This window comes from Comamonas sp. 17RB (assembly GCF_030056555.1).
GTDB classification, from domain to species: domain Bacteria; phylum Pseudomonadota; class Gammaproteobacteria; order Burkholderiales; family Burkholderiaceae_C; genus Comamonas; species Comamonas terrigena.
Map to the genome: position 1 here is coordinate 142,773 of NZ_JASHHY010000001.1, position 23,013 is coordinate 165,785.

The 23,013-nt window shown below is 67.8% G+C and carries 21 protein-coding genes and 3 riboswitches; of the genes, 8 read left to right on the forward strand and 13 right to left on the reverse strand.

Annotation, left to right across the window (positions count from 1 at the left end; translation table 11 throughout):
• Window positions 1-114: 114 nt before the first annotated feature.
• From cobF to cbiT, 4 genes are read right to left on the reverse strand one after another with little or no spacing between them, the layout of a single operon-like run.
• Entirely contained in the window at window positions 115-918 is an 804-nt protein-coding gene (gene cobF / locus QM470_RS00610) for a precorrin-6A synthase (deacetylating) (protein WP_283337754.1), read from the reverse strand.
• The gene (gene cobM, locus QM470_RS00615) at window positions 918-1,712 is read right to left on the reverse strand and encodes a precorrin-4 C(11)-methyltransferase (protein WP_283337755.1); all 795 of its coding nucleotides are present in this window, start codon (window positions 1,710-1,712) and stop codon (window positions 918-920) included. The genes cobF and cobM overlap by 1 nt, the downstream gene beginning before the upstream one ends.
• The gene (locus QM470_RS00620; RefSeq protein WP_283337756.1) at window positions 1,709-2,227 is read right to left on the reverse strand and encodes a cobalamin biosynthesis protein; all 519 of its coding nucleotides are present in this window, start codon (window positions 2,225-2,227) and stop codon (window positions 1,709-1,711) included. The genes cobM and QM470_RS00620 overlap by 4 nt, the downstream gene beginning before the upstream one ends.
• Window positions 2,224-3,420, reverse strand: a complete 1,197-nt coding sequence (gene cbiT / locus QM470_RS00625; RefSeq protein WP_283337757.1) for a precorrin-6Y C5,15-methyltransferase (decarboxylating) subunit CbiT — start codon at window positions 3,418-3,420, stop codon at window positions 2,224-2,226. Before cbiT ends, QM470_RS00620 begins: the two co-directional genes overlap by 4 nt.
• Here cbiT and QM470_RS00630 point away from each other — a divergent pair.
• Window positions 3,419-4,165 carry a cobalt-precorrin-6A reductase gene (locus tag QM470_RS00630; RefSeq protein WP_283337758.1) on the forward strand — a complete coding sequence of 249 codons (747 nt, stop codon included), beginning with the start codon at window positions 3,419-3,421 and terminating at the stop codon, window positions 4,163-4,165. The two genes, cbiT and QM470_RS00630, sit on opposite strands and share 2 nt — an antisense overlap.
• Window positions 4,166-4,181: 16 nt before the next feature.
• On the opposite strand, the gene cobJ is transcribed toward QM470_RS00630, so the two are convergent.
• From cobJ to QM470_RS00675, 9 genes are all read right to left on the reverse strand, one after another.
• Window positions 4,182-4,979: a precorrin-3B C(17)-methyltransferase gene (gene cobJ / locus QM470_RS00635; RefSeq protein WP_283337759.1), complete on the reverse strand. Its 798-nt coding sequence runs from the start codon at window positions 4,977-4,979 to the stop codon at window positions 4,182-4,184.
• Window positions 4,980-4,995: 16 nt separating this feature from the next.
• Window positions 4,996-5,736 (reverse strand): precorrin-2 C(20)-methyltransferase, encoded by a 741-nt coding sequence (cobI, locus tag QM470_RS00640; protein ID WP_279998283.1) that lies wholly within the window; start codon window positions 5,734-5,736, stop codon window positions 4,996-4,998.
• Between the two features lie 8 nt (window positions 5,737-5,744).
• Window positions 5,745-6,374: a precorrin-8X methylmutase gene (locus QM470_RS00645; RefSeq protein WP_066532182.1), complete on the reverse strand. Its 630-nt coding sequence runs from the start codon at window positions 6,372-6,374 to the stop codon at window positions 5,745-5,747.
• Complete coding sequence (locus tag QM470_RS00650) at window positions 6,358-7,617, reverse strand: ferredoxin-like domain-containing protein (protein ID WP_283337760.1); 1,260 nt, start codon at window positions 7,615-7,617, stop codon at window positions 6,358-6,360. The genes QM470_RS00645 and QM470_RS00650 overlap by 17 nt, the downstream gene beginning before the upstream one ends.
• 188 nt (window positions 7,618-7,805) lie before the next feature.
• Window positions 7,806-8,045: riboswitch (cobalamin riboswitch) on the reverse strand.
• A 196-nt stretch (window positions 8,046-8,241) separates the two neighbouring features.
• Complete coding sequence (locus QM470_RS00655; RefSeq protein ID WP_283337761.1) at window positions 8,242-8,892, reverse strand: vWA domain-containing protein; 651 nt, start codon at window positions 8,890-8,892, stop codon at window positions 8,242-8,244.
• An 11-nt stretch (window positions 8,893-8,903) separates the two neighbouring features.
• The gene (locus tag QM470_RS00660) at window positions 8,904-10,061 is read right to left on the reverse strand and encodes a magnesium chelatase ATPase subunit I (protein WP_283337762.1); all 1,158 of its coding nucleotides are present in this window, start codon (window positions 10,059-10,061) and stop codon (window positions 8,904-8,906) included.
• On the reverse strand, window positions 10,058-13,897 hold the full coding sequence (cobN, locus tag QM470_RS00665) for a cobaltochelatase subunit CobN (RefSeq protein WP_283337763.1): 3,840 nt from the start codon (window positions 13,895-13,897) through the stop codon (window positions 10,058-10,060). The genes QM470_RS00660 and cobN overlap by 4 nt, the downstream gene beginning before the upstream one ends.
• Complete coding sequence (gene cobW / locus QM470_RS00670) at window positions 13,897-14,979, reverse strand: cobalamin biosynthesis protein CobW (RefSeq protein ID WP_283337764.1); 1,083 nt, start codon at window positions 14,977-14,979, stop codon at window positions 13,897-13,899. The genes cobN and cobW overlap by 1 nt, the downstream gene beginning before the upstream one ends.
• 465 nt (window positions 14,980-15,444) lie before the next feature.
• Window positions 15,445-15,664: riboswitch (cobalamin riboswitch) on the reverse strand.
• Between the two features lie 37 nt (window positions 15,665-15,701).
• Complete coding sequence (locus tag QM470_RS00675) at window positions 15,702-16,247, reverse strand: GNAT family N-acetyltransferase (protein WP_283337766.1); 546 nt, start codon at window positions 16,245-16,247, stop codon at window positions 15,702-15,704.
• A gap of 60 nt (window positions 16,248-16,307) precedes the next feature.
• A riboswitch (cobalamin riboswitch) is annotated at window positions 16,308-16,534 on the forward strand.
• Between the two features lie 134 nt (window positions 16,535-16,668).
• On the opposite strand from QM470_RS00675, the gene QM470_RS00680 reads away from it, so the two are divergent.
• The 7 genes from QM470_RS00680 (at window position 16,669) to QM470_RS00710 (ending at window position 22,796) form a co-directional block, all read left to right on the forward strand.
• Window positions 16,669-17,676 (forward strand): ABC transporter substrate-binding protein, encoded by a 1,008-nt coding sequence (locus tag QM470_RS00680; RefSeq protein WP_283337767.1) that lies wholly within the window; start codon window positions 16,669-16,671, stop codon window positions 17,674-17,676.
• Between the two features lie 57 nt (window positions 17,677-17,733).
• A complete protein-coding gene (locus QM470_RS00685; RefSeq protein ID WP_283337768.1) occupies window positions 17,734-18,819 on the forward strand; it encodes a FecCD family ABC transporter permease in 1,086 nt (361 codons plus the stop codon).
• Complete coding sequence (locus QM470_RS00690) at window positions 18,816-19,643, forward strand: ABC transporter ATP-binding protein (RefSeq protein WP_283337769.1); 828 nt, start codon at window positions 18,816-18,818, stop codon at window positions 19,641-19,643. Before QM470_RS00685 ends, QM470_RS00690 begins: the two co-directional genes overlap by 4 nt.
• Window positions 19,644-19,654: 11 nt before the next feature.
• Complete coding sequence (locus QM470_RS00695; RefSeq protein ID WP_283337770.1) at window positions 19,655-20,104, forward strand: pseudoazurin; 450 nt, start codon at window positions 19,655-19,657, stop codon at window positions 20,102-20,104.
• A 107-nt stretch (window positions 20,105-20,211) separates the two neighbouring features.
• Entirely contained in the window at window positions 20,212-21,543 is a 1,332-nt protein-coding gene (locus QM470_RS00700) for an OprD family outer membrane porin (protein ID WP_283337771.1), read from the forward strand.
• Window positions 21,544-21,739: 196 nt separating this feature from the next.
• The gene (locus tag QM470_RS00705) at window positions 21,740-22,312 is read left to right on the forward strand and encodes an Xre family toxin-antitoxin system antitoxin (RefSeq protein ID WP_283337772.1); all 573 of its coding nucleotides are present in this window, start codon (window positions 21,740-21,742) and stop codon (window positions 22,310-22,312) included.
• Window positions 22,305-22,796 carry an RES family NAD+ phosphorylase gene (locus tag QM470_RS00710; protein WP_283337773.1) on the forward strand — a complete coding sequence of 164 codons (492 nt, stop codon included), beginning with the start codon at window positions 22,305-22,307 and terminating at the stop codon, window positions 22,794-22,796. The genes QM470_RS00705 and QM470_RS00710 overlap by 8 nt, the downstream gene beginning before the upstream one ends.
• The last annotated feature ends 217 nt before the right edge of the window (window positions 22,797-23,013 follow it).

Genomic DNA, 23,013 nt, shown 5'->3' on the forward strand with positions numbered 1-23,013 from the left:
AGCCCCGGATTGTCGGCCAAGTCCCGGGCACTGCGAAAGGACGGGGTTTTCAGCGCCTGCTTTAGCGCCTGCTCCATGCCGCAGGCACGGCAGACCGTCCTTGCGGGCACGGCATCAGCCTGCGGCGCGCGCCTCGTCCACCTCGTCCACCTCGCCCACCGCCACCGCGCCGTCCCTGCGCAGCAGGTAGATGTCCATGATCCAGCCATGCTCCTGGCGCGCCTGCTGGCGCCTGCTGCTGATGACCTGCTGCATGGCAGCCAGCGGCCCCTGCAGCAAAATTTGCTGCGGCATCCCCAGGTACGCCCCCCAGTAGATCACGGCGCCCGGCTCCGTCACCTGCTCGTAGGAACACTGGCCATCCAGCATCACGACCAGGGTATCCACACCCTGCGGCCAGCCGTTCTCGCGCAGCTGGCGGCCGGTGGTCACCAGGAAGGGCGCGCCGATGGCATTGAGCGCAATGCCATGCGCGCTGCACAGCACCTGCATCGACGTGATGCCAGGCACCACCTGTACCTGCCCGGAGCTCAGCCCCAGACGGGACGCAATCCGCAGCGTGCTGTCATACAGCGCCGGATCCCCCCAGACCAGCAAGGCCACGCGGCCCGTGCCCGATGGCAGATGGGCATGCAGGCAGTCCTGCCAGCGCCGGGCAATCGCGTCATGCCACTCGTCCACCTGGCTGCCGTAGTCATCACCCTGCTGCCGGCGCAGTGGCATGTCGAAGTGCGCAATGCGTGCCTCGCTGACGGACAGCTCCTGCAGCAGCGCCAGGCGCACCTGCGCCAGTTCGGCCTTGTTGTCTTCCTTGTGCGGCAGCAGAATCAGATCGGCCCCGCGGATCGCCTGTTCCGCTTCGCGCGTCAGGTGCCCGGGGTTGCCCGTGCCGATGCCCACCAGAAACAGCTGCAGCATCACGCCCCCTCGGTGCCCGCCGGAAAGCGGGGCTCGTCGCCGCGCGGGCGGTAACGGCGGTCGTAATCGTTGGCATACAGGCGGCTCAGGCCAAAGTCCTGCTGGCTCAAGGTGGGGCCCACCAGCATCAGCGCGCTGCGCTGCAGGGCATTGCTCTGCGCCGCCGCGGCCAGTTCGCCCACCCGGGTGCGCACAATCAGCTCGTCCGGCCAGGAAGCGCGCCACACAATGGCCGCCGGGCAGTCCGCGCCATAGTGCTGCAGCAGTTCCTGCTGCACCTCCTCGGCCACATGCACCGACAGGTGGATCGCCAGCACGGCCCCCGTGGCCGCAAAGGCCGCCAGCGTTTCGCCGCTGGGCATGCTCGACGCCCGGCCCGAGGTGCGCGTCAGCACCACCGACTGGCAGGACCCCGGCAAGGTCAGCTCCGCTTCCAATGCAGCCGCCACCGCACTGAAGGCCGGCACGCCGGGCGTGACGGTGTAGGGAATCTCCAGCGCCCGCAGGCTGCGCAACTGCTCGCCCATGGCCGACCAGATGCTCAGGTCGCCCGAATGCAGACGTGCCACATCCTGGCCTTGCGCATGGGCCTGCTGCATTTCGGCCACGATCTCTTCCAGCGACAACGGCGCCGTATTGACCAGGCGCACCCCCGGCGGGCAATGCGCCAGCAGCTCGGTTGGCACCAGCGAACCCGCATACAGGCAGACCGGGCAGGACGCCAGCAGATCGCGCCCGCGCACGGTAATCAGATCGGCAGCGCCAGGACCGGCGCCGATAAAGTGAACTGTCAAGAATGAACTCCGGTTGGGAAAGGAGGAGAAGACAGGCCGCCCGCGGCAATCGCCAGCGTGGCGCAACGGTCTTCGGAAACCAGGCGGGGCACCAGCAAGCCCCCAGCGGCCACTGCGCCCGGGGTGGGTGCGGCATGCCTGTCTACGGCATGGGTTGGCACGGCATAAGTGTGCGCGGCATGCAGGGCCAGGGCTTCGGACACACTGCCGGTGCCAAAGCGCTGCGCCACGCGCTGCGACATCGTCGGCGTGGTGATGTGCGCAATCTCGGCGGCGTCCACCGCCAGCCACTGCACCTGCGGCCAGCAGCCGGCCATCCAGCGCTGCAAAGCCTGCCAGGCGGGGGTGGCCAGCCGGGTCTTCAGCACCGCACAGCAAATGCCTGGTGGCGGCGGCAGCGTCACCTGTTCCCAGCAGCTGGCAAACGACTGCGGCCGGGCCTCGGACGTGAAGCCCCAGCCCATGAACCAGTGGGTGGCGTGGACCACGTGCGTCGCATGGGTCAGCTGCGTCACGGGCAGCTCCATGACCACTGCACCAGCGGACGTGCGGCATGCCAGGACTGCATGCTGCCCAGCGGACGGGCCTCGCTCCACTGCAGCTGCAGCAGCTGACCGCCATGGCTGCGGTGCAGCTCCATCAGCAAGGCCTGGGTTTCCAGCGCCACGGCATTCACCACCAGACGCCAGGGATGGTCCAGCCGCGCGCACAGCGCCTGGAAAAGCTCCAAGGTGAAGCCGCCACCAACAAAAACGGCCTGTGGCTGGGGTTGCAATGTGGCCAGCACGGCCAGGGAATCGCCCTGCACCACCTGCAATGCCACGGCATAGCGCGCGGCATTGTGGGCAATATTGGCCACCCGCCCGGCATGCTGCTCCACGCACACAGCCGTGCCACCGGCCAGACACCATTCCACGGCGACCGAACCCGATCCGGCCCCCAGGTCCCACAGGCACTCCCCCTTGCGCGGGGCCAGCGCCGCCAGCGTCATGGCCCGCACCGGGCTTTTGGTGATCTGCCCGTCATGCGCGAAGGCATCGCACGCGCGGCCGGCCACCTGCGGCAGACCCTGCCCGCCATAGGCCTCGAAGGCGGCCGCCACGGGCGCCACCACCGGCTGCTCCAGCAGCTGCTGCGCCAGCTCGCTGGCCTTGCCGCTGCGCACCGTCTGTGCATCACTGCCGGCATTCGACACCAGCCACAGGGCGCTCTCGCCCCAGTCCTGCCCGCTCAGCCAGGCTGCCAGGCGCTGCGCCGCCGGCGCGTCCCGCAGCAGGCAGATAAAACGTTCGCCCTGCGCCAGCAGCGGCGTCAGGCTCTCCAGGCTGCGGGCATGCAGGCCCAGGCAATGCACCTGCTCCTGCGACCAGCCGAGCTCGCCCGAAATCCACGAAAATGTCGACGGTTGCGGATGGTTGCGCCACTCGCCGCGTTCCAGGTGCCTGGCCACCGAAGCCCCGCCGCCAAAGTGAAAGGGATCCCCCGACACCAGCATGGCGACCTTCTGTTGACCGCGCAGCTGCAGCAAGGGCTCCACGCTGAACGGAATCGGCCATGCGCGGCCACGCTCCCCCACCTGGGCCAGCGCCAGATGCCGCGGGCTGCCGAACACCACCGCAGCCTGCTCCAGGTCCTGCACGGCCGCAGCGCTCAGGCTCTGCAGGCCCGAGGGATGAATCCCGATAATCGAAAGCCACGGATAGGCCATGACCCAAGTTCTCCTGTTAGGCGGCACTTTTGATGCCTACACACTGTCCACCCTGCTGCATGCAGCGGGCATCCCGAGCGTCTATTCCTACGCCGGCGCCACGCTGACCCGGCGCACCGCTCCCCTGCCCACCCGCGTGGGCGGTTTTGGCGGCGTCCAGGGCCTGGTGGATTACCTGCAGCAGCACCGCATCAGCCATGTGATCGATGCCACCCACCCGTTTGCCGCGCAGATGAGCAGCAATGCCCTGGCAGCCTGCACCGCAGCAGGCATTCCCCTGCTGTCGATGGAGCGCCCCGCCTGGTCCGCCCAGCCCCAGGACCGGTGGACGCCGGTGGCGGACATGGCAGCCGCCGCCCAGGCACTGCCGCCGCAGTGCCGCAATGTGTTTCTGGCCATCGGCCGCAAGCAGCTTGCCGCCTTTGCCGGCCAGACCGGTGCGCACCGTTTTGTGCTGCGGGTGGTCGACCGCCCCGAAGAGGCCCTGCCCCTGCCCGCCGCCAGTTACGACCTGGTGGTGGCACGCGGCCCGTTTGCGCTGGCCGACGAAATCGCCCTGCTCCAGCACCATGCCGTCGACTGCATCGTCAGCAAGAACGCCGGCGGCGCCGACACCTACGCCAAGATCGAAGCCGCGCGAGCGCTGCAGATCCCCGTGGTCATGGTGGACCGCCCGCTGCTGCCCGCCCGCACGCAGTGCCAGACGCCGCAGCAGGCCATGGACTGGCTGGCCGGCCAGCGCTGAGCGACGGGCGCCGCCTTCAGCCATGCGCCGGCGCTCCATAGCTGCGCGGCGTGTAGACATGCCTGCCCACCTGGCGGGTCAGGCTGTTGCCCACGATGACGACCGTGCGCATGTCCGCCATGTCCGGCGTCACGTGCTGCAACTGGCACACCCGCAGGGTCTCGTCCGGCCGGCTCACATTGCGGGCAAAGCAGATCAGGCGCTCGGGCTCGCAGTGCGCGGTCAGGACCTTCAAAGCGCGCACAAAGCCCTGGGGCCGCGACTTGGAACAGGGATTGTAGAACGCCATGGCAAAGTCGGCCTGCGCCGCCAGCCGGATCCTGCGCTCGATCACTTCCGCCGGCTTGAGGTTGTCCGACAGGTTGATGGTGCAGAAATCATGGCCCAGCGGAGCACCCAATCTGGCCGCCGCCGCCAGCATGGCCGTGATGCCGGGCTGCACGTCCACCTCCACGGCCTTCCAGCGCAGCCGTTCTTCCGGGCTGGCGCCTTCCAGCACCTCGAACACGGCACTGGCCATGGCAAACACGCCGGGGTCGCCGGACGAGAGCATCAGCACCTTCCGGCCCTCGGCCGCCACATCCAATGCCTGGCGGGCGCGGTCCAGTTCTTCGCGGTTGTCGCTGGCGTGCAGGCGCAAATGCTCCAGCCCGCTCAGCCGCTCCACATAAGGGAAATAGCCAAAAGCATCGCTGGCACCGGCAATCGACTGCCGGGCCTGCTCCGTCAGCAGCGCCGCGTCGCCGGGCCCCAGGCCCAGCACGCACAGCTGCCCTGTGCCTGCACCCTTGACCGTGTTCTGTGTGGTGTCCATGTCCATGCGGCTGCGCTCACATGTCATTGGCGGGGCGGCGGCCGTTGCCGTGCACGATCACAATCGCAAAATACGGGCAGCGCTCCGGCGCATCGCGCAGCGGCATCACCTGCTCGTCGCTCATGGTTCCGTTGATCACCAGCCACGCCTGGTCCAGCTTGCCCTGCTCCGTCAGCAGCGAACGGATGCGGCCCAGATGGCGGCCGACCTTCATGATCACCAGCGCATCCGAGCGGGCCATGTGGGCGCGCAGCGGCTCGTCGGCCAAGGTGGCCGGCAGCACGCTCATCACATCGTCGCCCCAGGTCATGGGCATGCCCGTGGCATGCCAGCAGCCCACCATGCCGGGAATGCCGGGCAGCACCTCGACCGGCACCACGCCTTCCTGCTGCAGACGCACATACAGGTGCATGAAGGAACCGTAGAAGAATGGATCGCCCTCGCACAGCACGATCACATCCTCGCCGCGCGCCAGCTCAGTCAGGCGCGCTTGCCAGCCCAGATAGAAATCCGACAGCTGCGCGATATAGCGCGGGTCGTCGTGCGGGATCTCGGTGGTCAGCGGGTACTCCATCGGGTACTCCGTGACCTCGGCGTGCAGCATGCCGTTGACCAGCTGCCGGGCCTTGCCCGGATGGCCACGCTTGCGGAAATAGGCGACATGGCGCGCATTGCGCAGCAGACGGTCCGCCTTCACGCTCATCATGTCCGGATCGCCGGGGCCCAGGCCCACGCAGATAATTTTGCCGCTGTTCATCACGTTCCTCACTCCACCGACGTCGCCAGCGCATTCACTGCAGCCACCGTGATGGCCGATCCGCCCAGACGCCCCTGCACAATGGCGAAAGGAATCTGCCCCCATGCACGCAGCGCATCCTTGGACTCGGCGGCACCCACAAAGCCCACGGGGCAGCCGATGATCGCGGCCGGACGCGGGCATGCCGGGTCCTCCAGCATGTTCAGCAGGTGGAACAGCGCGGTCGGCGCGTTGCCGATGGCCACTACCGCGCCGTCCAGGTGTTCGCGCCACAGCTCCAGCGCGGCAGCACTGCGGGTATTGCCCATGGCCTGGGCCAGCCCGGGGGTGCGGGCATCCTGCAAGGTGCAGATGATGGCGTTGTCGGCAGGCAGGCGCTTGCGCGTGATGCCTTCGCTGACCATGCGCGCATCGCACAGAATCGGGGCGCCGCGCTGCAGCGCCGCTTCTGCAGCCTGCGCAAAATCCGCGGAGAAATGGATGTCCTGTGCCAGGCTCACCATGCCTGCGGCATGGATCATGCGGCAGGCCACCCTCTCCTCCAGGGGCGTGAAGCGGGCCAGATCGGCCTCGCTGCGGATGATGCGAAACGATTGCCGGTAAATCTCTTCACCGTGCATTTCATAGTGGTAGGTCATGAAGTAGTGTGTGGAGTTCTGCAGGCAGTGCCGATCCGGCCCGGTAAGGGAGCCGGACCGTGGGACAGCCAGGCTGCCCGGCAGCGCCTGCATGGAGCCAGACCGCGTCCGGTGCGGACGGGCTGGCAAAGATCAGTGAGGTGGCATCGGACGAAAGCGCGCAGAACTTGGCGCAGCCGCTGACGTGCAGATGCCCGCGCTCCGGCACATGGGGCGCCAGCTGCAGCGCCATATCCTGTGCCGGCACATGGGCCTGCGCACAGCGCGGGCTTCCGGTGCAGGCCGACACCCGCAGGCGTGCATCTGCTGCATTGCTCATCCAGTGCTGGGCGTCCAGCTGGGCCACACGTGCCGGCGCATCCGCCGACATCAGCAGCAGCGAACGCCAGGGCGTGACGCGAATTTCCGTGTCGGCCGGCAGGCTGGCCGCCAGCGCCTGCATCGCCAGGGCATCGATGCGCCCCAGCGGCGCGCCCAGCACCCAGCCTTGCGCACGTGGGCCCGGCAGCACCGGTGCTGCAGCGGGCGGCTGCGCGCCCTGGGGCACCGCCTGTTGCAAGACAGGTGCATCCAGCGGCAAAGACGGCAGCAGCGCCTGCAGGCGGGTGGGCGGTTTGCCAAGAACGTCCATCCGCGCACGTGCGAACCAGCTGGCAATGTGGATCGCGGCATCGACCAGCTGCTGCACATCGCCAAAGCGGTACCAGTCGCCGGCCTCGCCCAATGCCAGGCCATAGCCGCCGCCCGCATCCACCCAGACCCGCAGATCGGAAGCGATGCCGCCCAGGCTGCGCGCCGCATCGTCCACCAGCAAGCCGAACTTGCTGGGCAGCGCGGCCATGCCCTGGCGCTCCAGCGCACTGGGGCACAACTGCTCCACAACCGCCCGCCCTAATCGCGTGGCGAGCTGATGGGTCCGGTCATGGGCCTGGTAGAAAGGGGTGCAATGCACGGGAGGTGCCAGATCGGCATCCGCATCCGCGGGAATCAGCCGGGCCGCCACCAGCTGCGACAGCAGCGCAGGCAGGTCCGCATCCGCCACCCCGCGCAGCTGCACATTGCCCAGCCGGGTCAGCTCGATCTGGGGGTGCGCCAGGGACAGCGCCAAAGCCGCCAGTGCGGCCCACTGCGCCGCGTTGATGGAGGCACAGACCGGGCGCACCCGGACAATCCAGCCATCTTCCGACCGCATGGGCTTCCATGCCGTGGGGCACCAGCCCTGGACCTTGATGGAATCAGCCATGGTGCGCAGCGCCCCCATCCAGAGCCGCTGCCCACACCGTCAAACCCAGAGCCTCTCGCGCCATGCTGTATCCGCAGTCGGTCAGGCCGATACCCGGGCCGGACGATTGAAACTTGCAGGGGGGATGGAAGATGGAAGCGATTGGCGGCGCGAAGATGCGAGCCCATCAAGCCACATGCACTCCCGCTGCGCCTTGTTCACGCCAGGCCGGTCTCCGGACTTACAGAGCTCAACTCCTAGAGTTGATCGCTGGACGCGCCTTCCCGCTTGCGCAGTGGCTGCCATTGCTGCAAGCAATGACGGGCGTCCCCTCTCTCTGATTACCGTTGCGGGTGCAGTGCAGGAATGGTGGCGAACCACGCACCTGCTTCTCGTTTCATTTCCTTGCGCGAAGTGCGCGGCGAAACACCTGGGATCAGCGCGAATTTTACGCGATATCTGCCTCCGTCCTGAAAACTCCACCCCAGTATCGGCCGCCACTGATGCAACGCAGCAAATCACCGCTTTTTTCCGCCGCTCTGCAGGCATGCAGCCTGCCGCAACGGACGGCACAGTGGGCAACATAGCGGGTTGCACAGCGGGGCCGAACAACCCGTGGCACGCCAGGCTGGCTGCCCGCAGCACTCAGCTGGCAGTGGCAAAAAGCTCCGCCCGCACCCACTCCCCGCGCCACATCGCCGCCAGCCGCTGGCACCGTCCCAGCGCCACCGCATCATTTTCAAAGTCGACGATGCAGCAACGGTCCACCCCCTCGGGGCGCACCGGCAGCGGATCAAAGCGCCCATCCGTCAGCAGCCAGACCGTGGCCCGGGTGCCGGGCGGACAACGCCGCAGCGCGCCCTCCACGGCGTCGACAGCGGGCTGGATCGGCGTTCCGCCACCGCCGCGCAAGGGCGCAATCCAGCCGGCATTGAAAGCCCCGGCTTTCGCCGGGGACTGCAGCCACCGGGCCTGCTCGCCCGCAAAGCCGATCACTGCCATATCGTCGCGATCGCGGTAGAACTGCTCGGTCAGTGCCAGCAAACACCCTTTGGCCCAGGCCAGCTTTTCACCACGCAGCATGGACGCCGACAGATCCAGCAAGACCAAGTGCAGGGTCTTGCTCCCCACAGGACGCCGGCGAAAACGCAGGTGCTCGGGCCGCAGCGCCCCGCGCCCCTTGGACGCCAGCGTGGACACCCAGTCCAGGCGCCGCCCGGCCGCCCCGTCCAGCCGGCCCTTGCGAGAGGTATTGCCACCGCGCCCCGCCTTGGCCTTTCCGGCCAGTCCCGCCACCGCGGAGCGCGTCAGGCTTTTTTTGGCGGCAAAGGCTTCAGCGCCTTGACCGCCTTCATCGCCACCAGCTGCGGTGGCGGCATGGCGCCCCAGGCATCGGCCGGGGCGCCATGGTCCGGCAACGAATTCGCCGATGGCGCCGCACCATGCCCGGACTGGCCGGACGGGGCACCTGCACCCTGCGCCCCACCGGTTGGCGGCGGTTCCGGGGGCGGTGTCTGTTCCTCGGCATTCGGCTGCTGTTCCGGTGGCTGCACCGGCTCACCCGACGCCGGTGGCGCAGGCGGTGCAGCCTGGGTGCGCCGGTGGGCCAGCGCCAGTTCCGCCACCGCCTGCACATCCGCCGGCGTGACGGCACCGCGGCCGTGCAGCGCTGCATGCGCCCGCGCCGCGCGCAGCATCACCAGATCCGCCCGCACCCCTTCCACCCCGGCGTCCTGGCAGCGCTGGGCGACATCGTCGTGCACGGCATCGGGCCAGGCCACGGCCGCCACGCGTTCGCGCGCCAGCTTCACCCGCTGCGCCAGATCGGATTGCGCCGCGGCGTGCTGTTCCACAAAGGCCTGCGGATCGGCATCGAAAGCCATGCGCGTCTTGACAATGGCCTTGCGCACCGCGGCACTGGGCACATTCTCCAGCCGCACGAACAGGCCGAAGCGGTCCAGCAGCTGTGGCCGCAGCTGGCCCTCTTCCGGGTTCATGGTCCCCACCAGGGTGATGCGCGCATCGTGCTGGTGCGACACGCCGTCGCGCTCCACCCGGTTGATACCGCTGGCGCTCACGTCCAGCAGCAGGTCCACCAGTGCATCGGCCAGCAGGTTCACCTCATCCACATACAGGATGCCGCCATGGGCACGCGCCAGCAAACCCGGGCGGAACACCACCGCACTGCGCTGCAGCGCTGCTTCCAGGTCCAGGGAGCCGGCCAGCTGTTCCTCGGTCGCCCCCAGCGGCAGGTTCACAAAGCGGCCGGCCGGCAACAAGGCGGCCAGCGCCCGCGCACTGGTCGACTTGGCCGTGCCGCGCGGGCCCTCCACCAGAACGCCGCCCAGCAGCGGGTCCACGGCCGCCAGCAGCAAGGCCGTCTGCAGCTGCGGCTGCCCCTCGATGGCAGTGAACGGAAAGCCCGCCGCCTGCGCGGACGGTGCGGATTCGGTGGACGAGATCATCGCTTCTCCAACAATTGTTCGGCGGCCAGCAACTGCTGCTCCAGCAGCGCCTGGTAGTCCCCGCTGTCTTCCCACAGGCCCCGGTGGATGGCCTCCAGAAGCCGCTCGCACATGCCATGAAAGGCAGCAGGATTGTGCTGCTGCAAAAAGTCCCGCGTGGCGGCATCCGCCACAAAGGCATCGGTCACGCGCGCGTACTGGTCGTCGCGCACCACGCGGGCCGTGGCATCAAAGGCAAACAGATAGTCCACCGTGGCCGCCACCTCGAACGCGCCTTTGTAGCCATGGCGCTTGATACCGTCGATCCACTTGGGGTTGGTGACGCGCGCGCGCACCACCCGGCTGATTTCTTCCTGCAACGTGCGCATGCGCGGGGCATCCGGGTTGGCATGGTCGCCAAAGTACAGCGCCGGCTGCTCGCCGCGGAAATGCCGCACCGCCGCCGCCATGCCGCCTTGAAACTGGTAGTAATCGTCCGAATCCAGCAGGTCGTGCTCGCGGTTGTCCTGGTTGTGCACCACCAGCTCGATCTCGCTCAGGCGCTGCACAAAGCGCTCGGGCAGCGCCGTCCCGTCGTCCTTCTGCCCATAGGCATAGGCCCCCCAGTTCCGGTAGGCCGTGGCCAGGTCTTCGTCGCTGTCCCAGTTGCGCCCGTCGATCAGCCCCTGCAGGCCCGCGCCATAGCTGCCGGGCTTGGCGCCGAACACGCGCAGCCCCGCCTGGTGGCGGGCCACCTCCTCGCTCAGGCCCTGGGCCTGCAGCTCGGCCACCTCCTGCAGCACGCGCGCACGGATGGGGTTGGTCCAAGCATCCTCGTCTTCCAGGCTGGCCACTTTCTGCACCGCCGCATCAAACAGGCGGATCACATTGGTGAAGGCATCCCGGAAAAAGCCCGAAACCCGCAGGGTCACATCCACGCGCGGGCGGCCCAGCACGCTCATGGGCAGCACCTCGAAGTCGCTGACCCGCCAGCTGCCATCCGCCCACTTGGGCCGCACGCCCAGCAAGGCAAAGGCCTGGGCGATATCGTCGCCTCCCGTGCGCATGGTCGCCGTGCCCCACACCGACAGGCCCAGTGCGCGCGGGTAGTCGCCATGCTCCTGGGTATAGCGCTCCACCAGCAGCTGGGCGGACTTGAGCCCCAGGGTCCAGCTGGTGGGCGTCGGCACGGCGCGCGTATCGACGGAGAAGAAATTGCGCCCCGTGGGCAGCACGTCCGGGCGGCCGCGCGAAGGCGCCCCGCTGGGGCCGGCGGGCACAAAGCGGCCTTCCAGCCCCCGGCACAGCTGCAGAATCTCCTGCGGGCCACAGGCCTGCAAGCGGGCACGCAGATCGTGCTGCACCCGCTGCAGCACCAGCCGGGTCTGCTCCCAGCCCGCGTCCAGATCCGCGCTGGCAAGCCCGGGCTGCTCCAGCCATTGCAGCGCCAGCAGCTCCAGCCGTTCGCGGGTATCGCCCGCATGGCGCCAGGCCTGGCCATCCACCGCCTGCAGCAGCTGCGGGCGCGGCCCGGTCCAGGGCTGCTCCCAGGCGGCATCCAGCGGATCGAAGGCAGTGCCCGGCAGCAGATCGTGCGCCAAGGCGCGGATCAGGCTGTTGTTCGCCCCCTGGCCGTTGCCCACCGGGTGGCGGGCCAGTGCCAGCAGGGTGTCCCGCTCCAGGCGCCCCTGCGGGGACTGGCCGAAGACATGCAGCCCGTCGCGGATCTGGCTTTCCTTGAGCTCGCACAGATAGGCATCGGTCTTGTTCAGCAGCTGCTGCTCGTCCGCCTCGGTACGGGGCGCCGCCACCCCCAGGTCCTGGTGCAGATCGTGCTGCACGATGTGGGCCAGAATCTGCTGGCGCAGCAGCGCGGCGCGCCGGCGGTCCAGCGTCACCGCCTCGTAGTACTCGTCCACCATGCGCTCCAGGTCGCGCGTGGGGCCATAGCTTTCGGCCCGCGTCAACGGCGGCATCAGGTGGTCCACGATCACCGCCTGCGCACGGCGCTTGGCCTGCGCCCCCTCCCCCGGGTCGTTCACGATGAAGGGGTACAGGTGGGGCATGGGCCCGAACGCCAGGTCCGGCCAGCAGGTCTGCGACAGCGCCACGCTCTTGCCCGGCAGCCATTCCAGGTTGCCGTGCTTGCCCACGTGCACCATGGCATCCGCCTGCCAGGCGCTGCGCAGCCAGTGGTAGAAGGCTAGGTAGTAATGCGGCGGCACCAGATCGGGGTCGTGGTAGCTGGCCATGGGGTCCAGCTGGTAGCCGCGCGCCGGCTGTATGCCCACAAACACCTGGCCGCAGCGCAGGCCCGCCACCATGAAGCGCCCCTGGCGCAGCATGGGGTCGGACGCGGGCGGACCCCAGCGCTGCACCACGGCCTGCTGGTTCTCCGCCGGCAGGCTGGCAAAGAAAGCCTGGTAGCCGGCCAGATCCAGGCTCTGCTGCGCCGGCCGCACACCCCAGGAATCGGGATCGTTGGTGATGCCTTGCTGCAGCTGCTGCATCAGGGTATCGCCATCGGCGGGAATCTGGTCCAGCACATAGCCCTGCTGCTGCAGCGCCTGCAGGATATGGATGACGGAAGCCGGCGTATCCAGCCCCACGCCATTGCCCAGGCGGCCTTCCTGCGTCGGGTAGTTGGCCAGAATTAGGGCCAGCCGCTTGTCCGGATTGGCTTTGTGGCGCAAACGGCACCAGCGCTGCGCCAGCGCCACCACAAAATCCAGCCGCTCGGCATGGGCCTGGTACTGCACCACATCCGACTGCGTCAGCTCGCTGCGATGCGACAGCCCCTTGAAACTGATGGCCCGCGTGATGATGCGCCCGTCCACCTCGGGCATGGCCACATGCATGGCAATGTCCCGCGGCTGCAGCCCATGTGCATCGTCCAGCCAGCTTTGCTGGTTGCTGCCGGACATGATGACCTGCAGCACCGGAATATCGCCCGCCAGCGCATGGTCGCCCGGCGTTTCCAGCGACGACTGCGCAAACGACGTGGTGTTCAGAATCAGCGACACCTGGTGCGCACCGCACAGCTGGTGCAGCAAGGCCAGGCTGGTCGCATCCTTGAGCGACAGCAGCGCCAGCGGCAAGGGGTTCATGCCCTGCGCCAGCAGCTGCTGGCACAGCTGGTGGAACACCTGCGTATTGCCCGACTGCAGGTGGGCACGGTAGAACACCACCATGACCACGGGCGCGCCGGCCTGCCACTGCCAAGGCCCGGGCTCCAGCCAGTGTGCGGCCGTCGCCGCATCGTGCGCGGGGTGGTAGACCGCAGCAGACGGCAGTGGGCGCGGCGCCAGCGCCGGCTGCGGCCCTTGCAGAAAGCTGTGCCACAGATAGCGGAACATCTCGCGGGCATTGGCCACCCCGCCTTCGCGCAGATAGCGCCAGATGCTACGGCATTGCTCCACGGAGGCCGTGCTCTTTTGCAGCAGGTTCAGGTCTTCCGTCGTATCCCCGGAAAACATCACCAGCACAATGCCGTTCTGGCGGCACACCTCGCGGATGCGCTCCGTGCCATAGGGCCAGTAGCTCTCGCCACCCAGGTGGTCGACCACAATCACCCGGGCATGCTGCAGCACCTCATCGACGTACAGGTCCACCGAGGCCGGCTGGCGCAGATGCATCAGATTGGCCAGCCGCACCGTCGGCAAACGCTCGCCGTCCCTGCCCGGCTCCAGGCCCTGCTGCGCGGCGCTGGCCTGCAGCTGGCCATAGGCCTCGGCCAGCAAGGCCAGCGTGGTGTCGGCTGCACTGAGCACCACCACATCGGCCGGCGACTGGCCCAGGCTGGAGACAAAGGCTTCGTCATCGACAAAGCCCCCGGGCTGGACGGCAAGCAAATGCATCAGAGCGCTCCGGCGGTCAGACCGTTCAACGCGGCGCGGATGCGGTCCTCTTCCAGATCGTGGCCGATGAAGACCAGATGCGTCTTGCGTGCCTCGTCATCACGCCAGCGGCGGTCGAAATAGCTGTCAAAGCGCTTGCCCACGCCATGCACCACCAGGCGCATGGGCTTGCCTTCCAGGGACGCAAAGCCCTTGACGCGGTAGACCGTGTTCTCGGCCACGATGTCGGCCAGGCACGCCAGCAGGGCATCCCGGTCCACCTCGGGCAGCTCGATCACCACGGAATCGAAGGCATCGTGGTCGTGCGCGTCGTGGTGGTGTTCCTCGCCTTCGCCATGCTCATGGTGGCCCACCCGCTCATGGATGCTCTCTTCCGAAGCGCTGGACAGGCCCAGCACCACCCCCAGGTCGATCTGGCCATGCTCGGCCGCCACGATCTTCACCTGGGCCGGCACCTCTTCGCGCACGATGGCCTCCACCTTGGCGCGGTCCTGCGCGCTGGCCAGGTCCAGCTTGCTCAGCACCACCAGGTCAGCGGAAATCAGCTGGTCTTCAAACAGCTCGTGCAGCGGGGACTCATGGTCCAGATTCGGATCCTGCTTGCGCTGGGCATCCACGGCCGCCGGGTTGGCCGCAAACTGGCCGGCGGCCGTCGCCGGCACATCCACCACCGTGATCACGGCGTCCACCGTGCAGGCGTTCTTGATTTCGGGCCAGTTGAATGCCTGCACCAGGGGCTTGGGCAGGGCCAGGCCACTGGTTTCGATCAGGATGTGGTCGATATCGTCGCGCCGCGCAATCAGCTGGCGCATGACCGGGTAGAACTCTTCCTGCACGGTGCAGCACATGCAGCCGTTGGCCAGCTCGTAGAGCTGACCGCTTTGCGGATTGGTTTCGTCTTCACAGCCGATGCCGCAGCCACGCAGGATCTCGCCGTCGATCCCCAGTTCGCCGAACTCGTTGACGATCACCGCAATGCGCCGGCCATTGGCGTTCTGCAGAATGTGGCGCAGCAGCGTGGTCTTGCCGCTGCCCAGAAAGCCGGTAACGATGGTGGCGGGGATCTTGTGGTGCGTACTCATGGTCAGAAACTCCTGTGCTCCGAAGAAAAAGAAAGCTGCGGCCTCAGTGCCCGCTGCCAGTGAAGGGGGTGCCGGCGCAGTGTGCGCGGCGTGGGCGATGTAAGGGCTGTGCAGCGGCAGGGCCCACGGCCGCCTGGCCGCCATGACGCCCACAGTTACGGCCACGGACACGGCCGAACAGCCGCTGCGCGCCGCAGGTCAGGGGGTGCATGCGCCGGTCCTGCCCGGCAGGCCGCGCCATGGAGACATCCGCAGTGCAGCGCGCAGCCATGCCCGCGCCCTGCACGGATGTTGGGACAGGCATGCGCCGGGCATGCCGATGTGTGAACGGTTGAACCATGCTCTCCCCGAGCCGCCACGCAACAAAAAGCATGCGGTGGGGAAGCGATGCGTGCGACAGACCCGGGTCGCACCGCCAAAGCGGTGGAAAGGGCCAGTCAGCAAACAGCCCACACCCCGTGGCATACCACTGCAATCGAACAGGTCGGTATTCTGGCTCGCCGTCATACCGCACACACGGCCTTCCCAGGTAGCGTACCCAGTGGCATCAACGTGTGGCGGTCAGGCTTACAGCAGCGGGGGCTGCGCCGGAATGCTTCCCACCCGAAGGCGAAGGTCACCGGACTTCCCGTTTCACCCGGCATGGGCATGCGCCATGCAGAGCTCCTGTTCAAAGCGCAAATTATAGGAGCGGCAGCACACCCTTCGCGCAACGGGGACAGCTAAGTGCACGCTGCGGTGGGCAGCGCAGGCGGCAACAGGCACTGCATGTGGATGGTCTGCCAGACCGGGTCGGCCTCGCGCTGCAGCACCGCAAACCCGTTGCCTTGCCAGAACTCCAGCGCCCCCGGCAAGAACGGGTGGGTGTGCAGGTACAGCACCTCCACCCCGTGGGCCCGGGCGTGGGCCTGCAGCGTGGCCCACAAGGCCTGTGCCAGCCCCTGTCGCCGCCACACCGGCGCCACAAACAGGCGCACCACTTCCACCACGGCCAGCGGCCCGAAATCCAGCTGCGCAAACCGGCCGTCGTACGGGCGGTAGGCAATGCTGCCCACCACACCCCGCTGCGCATCGTGGGCCGCCCACATCCGCCCGCCGCCCCCCCCGTACACCTGCTCGAAATGCAGCAGGTCCGCCGCCGTGTCCTGGGCAGACACGCGCGCACCGAACATCTGCACGCGTGCATCGCGCAGAAAACCGTCCACCTCCTGCAGGCGCTCGACCGGCTGAATGGAAATCAGATGGGACAGGGACAAAGACAGGGTCATGCCAGACTCGAAACCGCCATGCGCACAGGCTGCCGTGGGGGGCTGCCGCTACAAAATCAGCTACATTACCCGAACTTTGGTTCCGCAAGGACATGCACCGGCGTACGCTGGCCGCATGAGGGAATCCAGTGCAGACCGCGCCCCTGGCGCTGCCTGCCAAATGGAACTGCCCCCGCAACTGTAGGCAATGAGCCCGCGACCGACACACCACTGAACGCCAGTTTGGGAAGGTGGTCGCGAGGCGCTGATCTGCCAGTCAGGAGACCTGCCAAAGCACCAACCATTCATTGCCGGCGGGGTGTCCGGGAAGTGAGCCATTTCTCGTGACTCTGTCGTTCCGGCGCCGCTGCGGCCCGCACGCACAGCGTGGGTTGTGCCTTGTCTTCCAGTGGTCCCTGCCCAACCTGGAAAGACGAGCCTGATGCTGATCCGAAGCCTTGCCTGCACCGCCCTGCTGGCCACCACCTTCACCGCCCACGCCACGGACTATCCCTTGCAGGTGCAGAACTGCGGCCACACCGTCACTTTCGACAAGGCCCCTGCTTCGGCCGTCACCATCGGCCAGGGCGGCACCGAGATGCTGTATGCGCTGGGCCTGGGCGACAAGGTGGCCGGCACGGCGCTGTGGTTCAACCCGGTGCTGCCGCAGTTCAAGGCCGTCAACGACAAGGCTCCACGCCTGTCCGACAACATTCCCAGCTTCGAGTCGGTGATCGGCAAGCGCCCGGCGCTGGTCGTGTCCCAGTTCGAATGGATGGTCGGCAAGGACGGCGTGGTCGGCACCCGCGAGCAATTCCACGACCTGCGCATTGCCACCTACGCCATGCCCACCGACTGCGAAGGCAAGAACAACCTGGTGGGGTCGGACGGCACACGCACGGCCGGCTACGACGTGAAGTCCCTGTACAAGAGCATTCACCAGCTGGCCCAGATCTTTGACGTGCAGGCGCGCGGCGACAGCCTGGTCAAGGACCTCGGCACACGCCAGGCCCAGGCCATCGCCAAGGTCAAGGCCTCCAAGCTGCAAGACCTGTCGGCGGCGCTGTGGTTCTCCAGCGCCGATCTGGCGGCCGACCCCTATATGGCCGGCAAGAACGGTGTGGCCGGTTACATGATGCAGTCCATGGGCCTGCGCAACGTCGTCAGCTCCACCGAAGAATGGCCCACCGTGGGCTGGGAAACCATTGCCAAGGCCAACCCCTCGATTCTGATCATTGCCCGCATGGACCGCCGCCGCTTCCCTGCCGATGACTACCAGAAGAAGCTGGAATTCCTGAAGAAGGACCCGGTCACCCAGCACATGGATGCCGTCAAGCACCAGCGCATCGTCATCGTCGATGCGGATGCCCTGCAAGGCTCGATCCGCCAGGTCGACGGCATGGAACAGATTGCCGAGGCCGTGCTCCGCCTGCAAGGCGCAGCCAAGTAAGAACAGCAAGAAGAAAGCCCCCTGCCGTGCCGCCCTGCACGGCAGCCCCCTATTTCCATGCAAGCAGAGACTGCACTCCCTCGCGCAGACGCAGCCGGCACCGCTGGCGGCCGGCTGCTGCGCACGGCCTGGGTGGTGGCCGCGGCCGCCGCCCTGCTGCTGATCGCGGTCGTGCTGGGCATCGCCATCGGCGAGACCGACATCTCCGCGCACACCGTCTTTCAGGTGCTGGCCCACCAGCTGCTGGGCCAGCCGCTGTCCGCCGTCGACCCCATCACCCAGGGCATCGTCTGGAACTACCGGCTGCCGCGGGCACTGGTGGCCGCCAGCTGCGGCGCGGGCCTGGCCATCTCCGGCGTGATCCTGCAGTCGCTGCTGCGCAATGCGCTGGCAGAGCCGTATCTGCTGGGCATCTCGGCAGGCGCCTCCACCGGGGCGGTGCTGGTCACCGTGGCCGGCCTGGGCGCAGGCGCCATCTCCATGACCACCGGCGCCTTCTTCGGCGCGGTGTGCGCCTTTGCCCTGGTCGCCCTGCTGGCCCACGCCGCCGGCAATGGCGGCTTGCGCAACAGCGGACAGATCGTGCTGGCCGGCATTGCCGGATCACAGCTTTTCAACGCCCTGACCTCGCTGGTCATCACCAAGTCCGGCAGCGCCGAACAGGCGCGCGGCATCATGTTCTGGCTGCTGGGCAGCCTCAGCGGCGTGCGCTGGCCGGACACGCTGCTGACCGCCACGGTCGCCGGCATCGGCACCCTGCTGTGCCTGCTGCATGCCCGCTCGCTGGACGCCTTCACCTTCGGCAGCGAATCCGCCGCCGCACTGGGCATTCCGGTGCGCCGGGTGCAACTGACCCTGCTGCTGGCGGCCGCGCTGATGACGGCGGTGATGGTCTCCATCGTCGGCGCCATCGGCTTTGTCGGGCTGGTGATCCCGCATGCCGCGCGGCTGCTGGTCGGCGTCCGCCACCGGCGGCTGATTCCCGCCAGCGCACTGATTGGCGCCGTGTTCCTGATTGCGGCCGATGTCGTCTCGCGCACGCTGATCGCCGGCCAGGTCCTGCCCATCGGCGTCATCACTGCCCTGGTGGGCGCCCCCGTGTTTGCGCTCATCCTGCTCAAGGCCCAGGGGCGCCGGGCATGAAGACCCCCTCCATGCCCACGGCATCCACGCCCTCCACACGGCCTGCGGTGGCACTGCAGGCACGCCAGCTCGGCTGGCAGGTACAGGGCACGCCCATCGTGCAGAACGTCTCGCTGCAGGTGCACAGCGGAGAAATGCTGGGCCTGATCGGACCCAACGGCTCGGGCAAGTCCAGCCTGCTGCGCCTGCTGTCCGGCGTGCTGCGCCCGCAAACCGGCGACGTGCTGCTGGGGGACCAGGCACTGCACCGCATGCCACGCCGCAGCATTGCCCGCCAGCTGGCCCTGGTAGCGCAAAGCGCACACACACAGGATGCCATCACCGTCTGGGACGCGGTGGAGCTGGGGCGCACCCCCTGGCTGTCGGCCCTGCAGCCGCTCTCCACACGGGACCGGGACATCGTGCACCAGGCCCTGCACGCCGTCGGCCTGCAGGACAAGGCGCAGCGCACCTGGCACACCCTGTCGGGCGGCGAGCGCCAGCGTGCACACATTGCCCGGGCCCTTGCGCAGCAACCCGAAGTGCTGCTGCTGGACGAGCCCACCAACCACCTCGACGTGCACCAGCAGCTGTCGCTGATGCAACTGGTGCAGCACCTTCCCATCACCAAGGTGATCGCACTGCATGACCTGAACCAGGCCCTGGCCTGCGACCGGCTGGCGGTGATGCACCAGGGCCGGCTCGTGCACCTGGGCACGCCCGACGAAGTGCTCACGCCGGAACTGCTGCAGACCGTCTTCCAGGTGCAGGCCCACAGCCTGACCGACCCCCTCGACGGCAGCCGCGTGCTGCGCCTGCGGCCCTTGACCACCACCTTGCCCTGAAAGCCTTGCCCATGACCGTCTCCCTTGCTTCCCGCCTGGCCGCCCTGTGGCTGTGCTGCTGTGCCGCCAGCGGAGCCAGCGCCGAAACCTTTGAAGTCAAGATGCTCAACCGCGGCCCGCACGGCGCCATGGTCTATGAGCCCGAATTCATCCAGGCCGCCCCCGGCGACACCATCAAGTTCCTGGCGACCAGCAACGGCCATGATGCGGTCTCCATCGCCGGCATGGCACCAGCGGGCGCCACCGCCTTTCGCGGCAAGGTCAATGAAGAGATTGCCATCACCCTGACCCAGCCGGGTCTCTACGGCATCAAGTGCCAGCCCCACTACGCCATGGGCATGGTCATGCTGGTGCGGGTGGGCGACACCCCACTCTCCCAGCTGGTGGTGCCGGAAGATGTGCCGGAACAAGCCCGCCAACGCTTCGAAGGCATTGCCTCGCGCGCCGCCGCCACCCGATAAACGCCCTGGCGGCTGCTTGTAGCCGCACAGCAGGCACACCACCCACGCCCTCCGCTATCCCCTGCGCACGCTGCGCCGGCCACAATTTCCATCCACCCCGCCCCTCCATGCGCCGACCTACCGCCCCCCACCTTCTCAGCCTGGCCCTGCTCTGCACCACCGGCGCCGCCTGTGCCGGCGCCCAGGATGACGCCACCGGTTTCACCGAAGGCAGCAGCCTGACCCTGCTCAACCGCATGCTGTTCGAGCAGCTGGACTACCAGAAGGGCAGCAGCTTCCGCGCAGCCAGCGGCGTGCGCGGCCAGACCCAGGCCCAGGAAGCGGCTTACGGGCTGATGCTGAACTACCAGTCCGGCTACACGCGCGGCCTGGTCGGCGTGGGGCTGGACGCCCATGCCTATGGCGCCATCAACCTGGGCACCGAAGCCGACAGTGCACGCGCCACGCCGCGCTATGTGGCCAAGGACGGGCAGGACATCCCCGACCGCTTTGGCCGTGCCGGCGGCGCCCTGAAGCTGCGCGTGTCCTCCACCGAACTGAAGCTGGGGGAAATGCGCACCAAGAACCCCATCTTCAGCTCCTCCGACACCCGCCTGCTGCCCGAAACCAACCGCGGCTGGCAGATCACCAGCAGCGACATTGCCAACGTCACGCTGCAAGCCGGGCGTTTCACCCGCTGGGCCGACCGCAATGCCCGCAGCAATGGCGGCCAGCTGCTGGCCAATTACTCCGGGGTGAACGGCGATGCCTTCAGCTTTCTGGGCGGCGCCTGGAACACCCCCATCCCCAACCTGTCGGTCAGCAGCTACTACGGCCGCTATGAGGACCACTGGAACACCTGGTACCTGGGCAGCTTCTACAAGCTGCCGCTGGCCGACCAGCGCAACCTCTCCTTCAACCTGAATGTCTACCGCAGCGCCGACACCGGCAAGGCCCGGGCGGGCGACATCGCCACCACCACCTGGAGCCTGCTGGGCAGCTACGCCTTCGGCCCCCACAAGCTGGGACTGGGCTACCAGAAGGTCAACGGCGACAACCCTTTCGACTATGTGAACCGGGGCTCCATCTGGCTGGACAACGCCATGCAGCTGTCTGACTTCAATGGTGCACATGAGGCTTCATGGCAGCTCCAGTACCACCTGGACCTGGGCAACCTGCTCACCCCCGGCCTGAGCGCGGGCGTGGCCTACACCCGGGGCTCCGGCGTCGACAACCGCCGCCTCAACAGCGTCTATGCCAACTACCTGGGCTACACCGGCTCCGGGGGCAAGCACTGGGAACGCGATCTGATCGTGCGTTACACCGTGCAGCAAGGCAGCGCCAAGGGCCTGTCGCTGCAGCTGCGCTATGGCATGCACCGCACCAACAAGGCCCAGGGCGAAGCCAATATCGACCAGATCCGGCTGCAGGCGGAGATGCCGGTGGCCATCTTCAAATAAACAGCACCAGGGTGCAGCTGGCCGTGCGTCAATACCGGGGCTGTGCAAACGCCCGGTGTGGCTCCCTCCACCCACCGACATCGGCCATCGCTGCATGCGCGTTCCGGCCAGAGCTGCCCGTCTGCGCTCACCGCACGGCTTGCCCTTTTCTGTTCATTTGAGATAATCAAATCACCCAAATGAGCAAAACCCTACCATGACCCGCGCCACCCCAACTGCCAGTCGGTCTGCCAACCCGTCCGCCAGCCGTGCATCCCCCGTGCCGCCCCGCCCCGGCGCTGCGGCCCGTGTTCCGGGGCGTGCTTCCACCCGCCGCACAGGCCCTCGGGCAGGCGCTGCCACCGGCGTGTATGCCGACGCACTGGCCATGCCGGTGCAGGACCGCATTGCGGTCATCCGCCAGGGCCTGGGCGCCCAGGGCGTGTCCGACATGGCCTCGGCGCTGCAGCTCAGCGTGGACCGCACCATCCACATCCTGGGCTTTCCCAAGTCCACGGTGCTGCGCAAGATCAAGGGTGCCGACGTGCTGGACAGCGACCAGAGCGAACGCCTGTTCCAGTTGCAGCGCCTGATCGGCATGGTGCAGCAGATGGTGCAGGACTATGGCGACCCCCAGGGTTTCGATGCCGGCCAGTGGCTGGGCCAGTGGCTGGAGCAGGCCAACCCCGCGCTGGGCGGCGAGAAACCGGCCGCCTACCTGGACACCGCTTCGGGTGTGGCATTGGTGGAATCGCTGCTGCACCGCATGATCTCCGGCGCCTATGCCTGAGGCCGCGGCCCCACCGGTCTCGGTCTGGCGCATTGCCACCCAGGGCCCTGCCTGGAAAGCCACCGACCTGGACGGCAAAGGCATGGCCATCCATGGCGGGCGCTGGAACCGGCCTTCCGTGCCCATGGTGTACTGCGCCAGCTCCGTCGCGCTGGCCTGCCTGGAGACCGTGGTGCACCTGAACGCCAGCGGCCTGCCGCTGCGCCGCTACCTGATCGAGGTGCAGATTCCCGCCGCCGTGTGGGCAGCTGCCGAAACCGCCACGCCCCCGGCACGCTGGAACGCACGCCCCGACAGCCCCAGCGCCGCCGACTACGGCTCACGCTGGGCGCGCAGCCTGCGCAGCGCCGTGCTGCGCGTGCCCTCGGTCATCATTCCGCAGGAATTCAACTACCTGCTCAACCCCGCCCACCCGGATGCGGCGCAGATCACCGCCGTGGACCACGGGCGTTTTGTCTACGACACACGGCTGCTGGGCCGCTAGCCCAGCCAACCACGCTGGCCACGGTCTGCCCCGACCCGTGGCCGACACCTTTCCAGCCCCGGCCCACTGCGACGCCGGTGCTGCACAACACTTGCTTGCGCCTGTTGCATGTACAGCGCAGCGCCCGCCACCGCGGCGGCGCTAAATTCGCAAGGGGACACCCTGCTCTACGGGACGCTTTGCCCCGGAGACCCGGTCCCATCCGTCAAAGGAGTCA